Source organism: Pedobacter sp., from assembly GCF_035566355.1.
GTDB lineage: Bacteria > Bacteroidota > Bacteroidia > Sphingobacteriales > Sphingobacteriaceae > Pedobacter.
On the sequence record NZ_DATMRL010000569.1, the window covers coordinates 1 to 7,121 of the forward strand.

6 protein-coding genes are annotated in these 7,121 nt (G+C 35.7%); 4 read left to right on the forward strand and 2 right to left on the reverse strand.

Translation table 11 applies throughout. The features are described from left to right. The coding region (locus VNZ46_RS22300) for a PD-(D/E)XK nuclease family transposase (protein ID WP_325562756.1) at positions 1–117 on the reverse strand (117 nt) is incomplete at its 3' end. Positions 118–668: 551 nt separating this feature from the next. Here VNZ46_RS22300 and VNZ46_RS22305 point away from each other — a divergent pair. From VNZ46_RS22305 to eptA, 4 genes are all read left to right on the forward strand, one after another. Beyond that, positions 669–2,441: a sensor histidine kinase gene (locus tag VNZ46_RS22305; protein WP_325562747.1), complete on the forward strand. Its 1,773-nt coding sequence runs from the start codon at positions 669–671 to the stop codon at positions 2,439–2,441. A gap of 2 nt (positions 2,442–2,443) precedes the next feature. Then, entirely contained in the window at positions 2,444–3,187 is a 744-nt protein-coding gene (locus tag VNZ46_RS22310) for a LytTR family DNA-binding domain-containing protein (protein ID WP_325562748.1), read from the forward strand. A gap of 146 nt (positions 3,188–3,333) precedes the next feature. Beyond that, positions 3,334–4,161 (forward strand): phosphatase PAP2 family protein, encoded by an 828-nt coding sequence (locus VNZ46_RS22315; RefSeq protein ID WP_325562750.1) that lies wholly within the window; start codon positions 3,334–3,336, stop codon positions 4,159–4,161. After that, complete coding sequence (eptA, locus tag VNZ46_RS22320; protein ID WP_325562753.1) at positions 4,142–5,668, forward strand: phosphoethanolamine--lipid A transferase EptA; 1,527 nt, start codon at positions 4,142–4,144, stop codon at positions 5,666–5,668. The genes VNZ46_RS22315 and eptA overlap by 20 nt, the downstream gene beginning before the upstream one ends. A gap of 157 nt (positions 5,669–5,825) precedes the next feature. Here the strand turns inward: eptA and VNZ46_RS22325 are convergent, their stop codons facing one another. Beyond that, entirely contained in the window at positions 5,826–6,947 is a 1,122-nt protein-coding gene (locus tag VNZ46_RS22325) for an ABC transporter permease (RefSeq protein ID WP_325562755.1), read from the reverse strand. Positions 6,948–7,121: the final 174 nt, after the last annotated feature.

Consider the following 7,121-nt stretch of genomic DNA (forward strand, 5'->3'; position numbering starts at 1 on the left):
TCTCCCCTTGAAAACTTCATTTAAGAAGGCAATCAGCAGATCTCGGTTTTGGTCAACGCTGAAAATTCTCTTGAAACTCAGGTCAAGAAGTGGATCAACATACTTCGTATTACTCATAATTTACACTTGATTTTTTAAAAACACCTTCAAGTGTAGCGATAGTTTTTCCAAATAAAAAATTTCATAAAAATATGTAAATCAATATTTTAAATACAAATTCAAATAAAAAAAGGCCGTTACAAAATATGATAAACAGAAATCAAAAATTTGATTATTCAAGTTTTTAAGATAAAACTAATCCGACCATTGGTTTCTATAACGGCCTTTTCCACTTTATCAAGCGATTCGTTTTTTGTCTTAGAGGTAAACTTTCCATCAGATCGGACTTGCTCAGATTCAATGCGTTCATGGCATCCCATTTAATTTGACCGCACTCTATCAATACAACAGCATGACCTTTAACCAGATTATTAAGGAAATCGCTTTTTCTGCATATCCATGCAATCAGCCTATTGGTCAAAATCATCACTGGAATGGGATAAATAGTCTTCCCATTGATCAAATCCTGTTTACACAGGCCTCGTTACTAAGTCCCACCGTTCCAATACTGCTTTCTTATTTTTTGAAGGCCAGATTTAATGGATTTTGGACTTATATTTATTGATCAAATGAGAAACATCGTAAAAAAGAATCTACTACTTGTTTTATTACTAATTTCTTTATGTTCCCTGGCTCAAAAAAAGGCCGGGGTTGATACAGCCGTCGACAGCCGGTTTTACAAATTTGCTGGCAATGTACGGGTGGATATCAGGCACGCAACTCCAGCGCAACTTGAAATGATTGCCAGGAAAGAACGGTTAACGTCAATTGCAAATGAACGGTTTCTGTTTTCAGTGGGCGAAAACTTATATCCAACTACGCTGACCCTTGCTGTTCGTTTTCAAAAAAATACCGGGGCGGTAATTTATGAGGGAAATGAATGGTCTTGGGGAGAAACCGCATATCTGAGAAGATATTTGATTAATGGAAAATCGGACATTGAGTTTGCAGATGTTAAGATCACACCCCAAAACGCACATCACTACCGCTATCACGTTGTAGTAAACGATGAAAAAGAAATTGTAGGCTGGACTACCCCCGATCAATTCAAAACCAGTAGTGATCGCAAAGCCACTTTTGCTTATTTAGGCAATTATAAATTACAGCCTGATGGTTATTTGAAAATTGAAATGTACAACATCAATAACTACAAGGAAAAAGATGCCATGATCATTGACTGGCGCGAGCCAAAAGCGTTAAGTTTCCAGACCTTCGTTGATTATCGTACAAAATATTGGGGGAGCAACATCTTTTCAGCTCCCCTTGATAAGGACAAAATAAACACAGATGAAAATTTCCTGGAAACAAAGACGCTAAACGATGTAAGGTTTAGACTTGGTGATTCTCTAGTCAGAATAAATTTCTTTTCGACGAGACTACTCACCCCCTACAATTATCAGATCCGTCTAAAAAGAACAATAAGCAATAAAACAGAAAACATTGAATTGGGAGAATACAATGGCAATTATTTTCTGTATAAAGAGTTTTGGAATAAAGCAGGTCATTATGAAATCACTTTCACACCGAAATTGGTAAAACCAGGAGGCAGTCAAGTTAATTATCTTACAGCAAAAGCGAGAAGATTTAAATTTACTGTATTACCGTCACTAGTAACAGGTAAATGGTTTTCGAATAAAGAATTGGCACTGATAGGTCTTATCTTGTGCGCATTTTTAGGGACAGTTATCGGAGGCGTGGCTGTATGGCTCAAAAATAAAAACAAGAAAAAGCTCCTGAAAGAGCAGCAACAAAAGGACCTGGCCAAAATACAGCTGGCTACAGTACGTTCGCAATTGAACCCCCATTTTATGTTTAACGCACTTTCAGGCATCCAAAGTCTGATGAATCAGAATAAAAGTGACGAGGTAAACCATTATCTTGGAAAGTTTGCCAGATTAACCCGCAATGTTTTGGACCAGCCGGATTTGATTAGCCTGGCAGAGGAAAAACTGTTATTAGAGGATTATCTGCAAATGGAACAGTTGCGCTTTGGTTTTAAATATCGGTTCCATGTTTCTCAGGATTTGAATATGGACAATATCGAAATTCCATCCATGTTGCTGCAGCCTTTTGTTGAAAATGCGATTAAACATGGTGATAAAGGAGATCAATTAGAAATTGAAGTTTTTTTTATCAAAAAAGACGATGATCTGATCTTGAAAATCATGGATAATGGTGTCGGCTTTGATCCTGAAAAAAGCTACGAAGGATTAGGTTTGCAATTGAGCAGAAACAGAATATCTTTATTAAACACAATTTACAACTCAACCCCGCTTATCTTAACCATGACATCAGGTTCAAATCAAACGGAAATCAAGATTACCTTAACTCAATGGCTATAACCATGAAAGCAATTTTAGTAGATGATGAACTGACCAATCTGGAAAATCTCCATATTTTACTGGAGAAATACTGCAAGGAAATTAAAATTGTTGGAAAATCACATACTGTAGCTGATGCTGCAGTACTTATTGATTCACAAAAGCCAGACTTGGTTTTCCTGGATATCCAGATGGGTACACAATCTGGCTTTGATTTACTAAACATGGTTGAAGAAAGAACATTTGAGGTTATTTTTGTAACTGCATTTGACAAATATGGAATTCAGGCCGTGAAGTTCGCTGCCTTAGACTATCTTTTGAAACCTGTAAATCCCATCGAACTGGTTACGGCGGTGTCTAAAGCTCAAAATAAAGTAAAAAACAGAATACAGACCGATCAGGTCAATTTTTTACTTCAGCAACTAACCAAAGCAGAAAAGACTGTTCAAAAGATCGCCTTGCCGCAGCAATATGAGATCAGGTACCTGGCCATAAGTGATATTTTGCGATGTGAAGCTGACAATACCTACACCTTATTTTTACTGATGGATGGCGATAAAATCCTGGTATCGAAGCCACTTAAAGAATATTCTGACCTTTTAAAACCTCATGGCTTTTTGAGAACACACCAAAGCCATCTGGTTAACCCGGAAGCGGTAAAAAGCTGGCTTAAAGAAGACGGAGGTATGCTATTGATGAACAATGGAGATAAAGTTCCGGTTTCAAAACCGCACCGGGATGTTGTTAAAGGCATCCTGGGCCAATAATATCATGCCATTTCTCGCTTAACGATGAAATATACAACTAAATATTTTTATATTGTAATGCCACTCAAGAACCAAATTAAATCTCAAAAACTATCGGCATTATGTTATATAAAAACATCAAAGTAAATCTGTCAACAAATAACATAATGAATACCAATGTTGTTAATAATTATTCAAAGTTCAAGCTAACTTTATTTTTTTTACCCGCATTTTTTTTAATTACAATTGTCGCTTTTCTTTATCAAAAACACGCTTTAAATGTTGGTGGATACATTCAAATTCAAAAGAATTGTTTTATTTTTCTGAATTCAAAATTATCCCAGTTCCCAAATACACTTTTTAACCTCAACCAGCTTGGAGACTGCGTTGTTTTTTTATCATTCATAACCATTTTTATGGTGTATGCTCCTAAAATCTGGGAGTCTTTATTATCAGCTTCGATACTGTCATGTATATTATCTAGCCTGTTAAAACAGGTATTTGCAGTACCAAGACCTGCAGTAGCATTTGATAAGAATAGTTTTGTGATTATTGGAAATACCTTGACTGGAAACAACAGTTTACCTTCCGGGCATTCCATTACAGCTTTTACAATACTCACTGTTCTGTTGTTTGCATTTATGCCCCAAAAGTTGAACTATAAAATTTTATGGTCTGTTTTCATAACCATCACGGGCTTGATTCTCATATTTACAAGAGTGGGTGTTGGCGCACATTATCCGCTTGATGTTATTATTGGCGGTATTATTGGATATATATCAGGGCTTTTAGGTATTTTAATCAGCAAAAAATATAGAATTTGGGCTTGGATCAGCAATAAAAAATATTATCCAATTTTAATTTTATTTCTTCTTTTTTGTTGCATTTCGTTAATCAACAAAATAATCAATGAAAATTTGATCATATTTTATTTATCATTAACTAGCTTAGTCGTTTCATTATATAAAATTATTAATGTCTATATTAAAAAATAATTGGAAGATAACTCATTTCGCTTTGTTAATGAGTTTTCTTAATTTTTTATTCTTTCATCTTCCATTTTTCACCTTTGTTGTTGATAAAGTTGATTATAAAAGTTTCGCCGGCGTTACGCTCATTGTAAGTTTAGTTATTATAATGTTGGTTGCAAATTTCTTTGTTTTTTATCTGTTTTTTTTTCTGTCACGTGTTGTTGGAAAATCTTTACTAGTCTTATTTTTCATAATCAATGCAATTGCAGTTTACTTTGTCAACACTTACGGTGTGATCATAGATGAAAGTATGATTGGTAATGTACTCAATACCAATTATGCCGAGTCCAGTAGTTTCTTTTCTATAAAATTAATAGTGTACCTTATTCTATTGGGTATTGTTCCTTCTATTTTTATCATTAAAGCTAAAATAATAAATGTGACATGGAAGAAATTTCTAATCACCTCTTCAGTTACCCTCGTATTTATGCTGGCCTTAGCCTATGCTAATGCGAGCAATTGGCTGTGGATTGATAAAAATTCGAAGACACTAGGTGGTCTTGCAATGCCCTGGTCTTATTCAGTTAATTTGTCGCTTTTTTATATTCACAAGCACCAAAAAAATGAAAAAGAAATTTTATTACCAAATGCGACCATAAAAGACAATAAGAAATCGGTTATTGTCTTAGTTATAGGGGAATCTGCAAGAAGACAAAATTTTTCTTTATATGGCTACAAGAAAAATACGAATCCATTGCTTTCTAAAACACCTAATTTATTCCATTTCGATGCCACCTCTTGTGCCACTTACACTACTGCCGGTGTTAAATGTATTTTAGAACATACAAGCACTGATGAATTATATGAAATCTTACCCAATTATTTATATAGAAATAATGTTGAGGTCATCTGGAGAACCACAAATTGGGGCGAACCGCCAATTCATATAAAAAATTATCAAAATACAGATGCTTTAATGCCAAATTGCAAAGGAGATGGCTGTAAATTTGATGAAATTCTTTTATCAGGACTAAAAGAGCAAATATTGGCCAGTACGAAAAACAAAATACTCATCGTATTGCATACAAGTACAAGTCACGGACCTAGCTATAGTAAGAAATACCCAGCTCAATTTGAGGTTTTTAAACCCGTATGTAATAGTGTGGAATTAGGAAATTGTTCTCAAACAGATCTAATCAATGCTTATGACAACACCATAGTTTATACAGATTATATTTTACATCAATTAATTGAAAATTTAAAAGAATTAAAAGAGTATAACAGTGCGATGATTTTTGTTTCAGACCATGGAGAATCTTTGGGAGAAAAAAATCTATATATGCATGGGGTACCTATGAGTATCGCGCCTAAAGAACAATATGAGATTCCTTTTTTAGTTTGGTTGTCTGACAGTTCAAAACAACTCAAGCCTAATAAAATGTTATCACAGAACAACGTTTTTCATAGCGTTTTGAATTTTCTAGGTATACAAAGTCCAATTTATAATGAGCAAATGAACATTTTTAAATAATTACATATCTGTTAAAGCACACTGTTGATTTTGTATATCATCAGCTATGCTGACCACCATCAACGCTTGTTAAACTTATCTTGGATAATTTAGGGTTATGGATGGATAAAATATCTACCTCAATATTGAAGAGGTAGATGCTTATTGAGTTCTAGCCCTAACCCGACCGTTTCCGGTAGTTGAGAATGGCCCAGCCATTAAAAAAGACAGCAAAGCCCAGCATGGCATAGATTTGAAAACGAATGTCCGACAATCCGCTGCCTTTTAGCATCACCATCCTCATCACTTCAATGAAATAAGAAACAGGATTAAAGCGGGTGATGATTTGTGCCCATTCGGGCATACTTTCAATTGGAGTATATAAGCCGCTTAACAGGTTAAAAATCATAGTGACAAAAAAAGAAACCAGCATGGATTGCTGCTGGGTTTGTGCATAGGTAGACAAAAGAAGCCCTAAGCCTAAAATGGCCACTAAATAAACGGAAGAGAAGATATAAATGGTACTGTAGTGCCCGAGCGGAACTATTCCATACACCACCCTGGCCAGGATCAAACCTAATGTTAAAACGATATTGGCCAATAACCAGAAAGGAATAAGCTTTCCTAAGATGAACTGTGTTTTCTTAATCGGGCTTACGTTGATTTGTTCTATGGTTCCCATTTCCTTTTCCCGCACGATGTTATTGGCTGCAAAGGAAGAGCCGATCATGGTAACCAGCATCACCAGTATACCCGGAACCATAAATACACGATAATTCAAATTTGGATTATACCAGTTGGAAGGCGTGACTTCAATAACTGGCTGAGGTTCAAACCTGGGCATTTGTATCCATTGTGTACGGATCTCCTGATTGTAATCTCGAAGGATGCCTTGAATATAGGCTGCCCCCAGCCCTCCTTTTACACCATTAATGGCATTCACCGCAACCAGTAGTTCCGCTTTATCCTCTTTTACCAGGCTTTGCTCAAATTGTGCCGGGATTTCCAGTAAAAGATCTGTTTTATCCTGTTCAATGGCATGTAAGCCATCCTTATAGGTTGCACTATAATCTTTAAGTTTAAAATATCCTGAAGAGATGATCTTATTGATCATTTTCTGAGAATAAGCCGAATGGTCATGATCTACCACACCGAGATTGATATTCTTGATTTCATAATCTGCTGCCAGAGGCAACAGCAGCAACTGGATCATTGGCATAATGAACAGAATTCTGATGATTGCTGGATCCCGAAAGATTTGCAGGAGTTCTTTCTGCAACAAGAATTTCAGTAGTCTCATAGCCTGGTTTTAAATTGGTAAATACTAACGCCCAGTAAAGCCACTGTCATTCCCAGCAGAATGGTTGTTTCTTTCCATATGGAGGCAAAACCAAGTCCTTTGATCATAACCGCTTTGACTATGATAAAATACCATCTTGCAGGTACAATATTAGAGATCACCTGCAGGGGGACT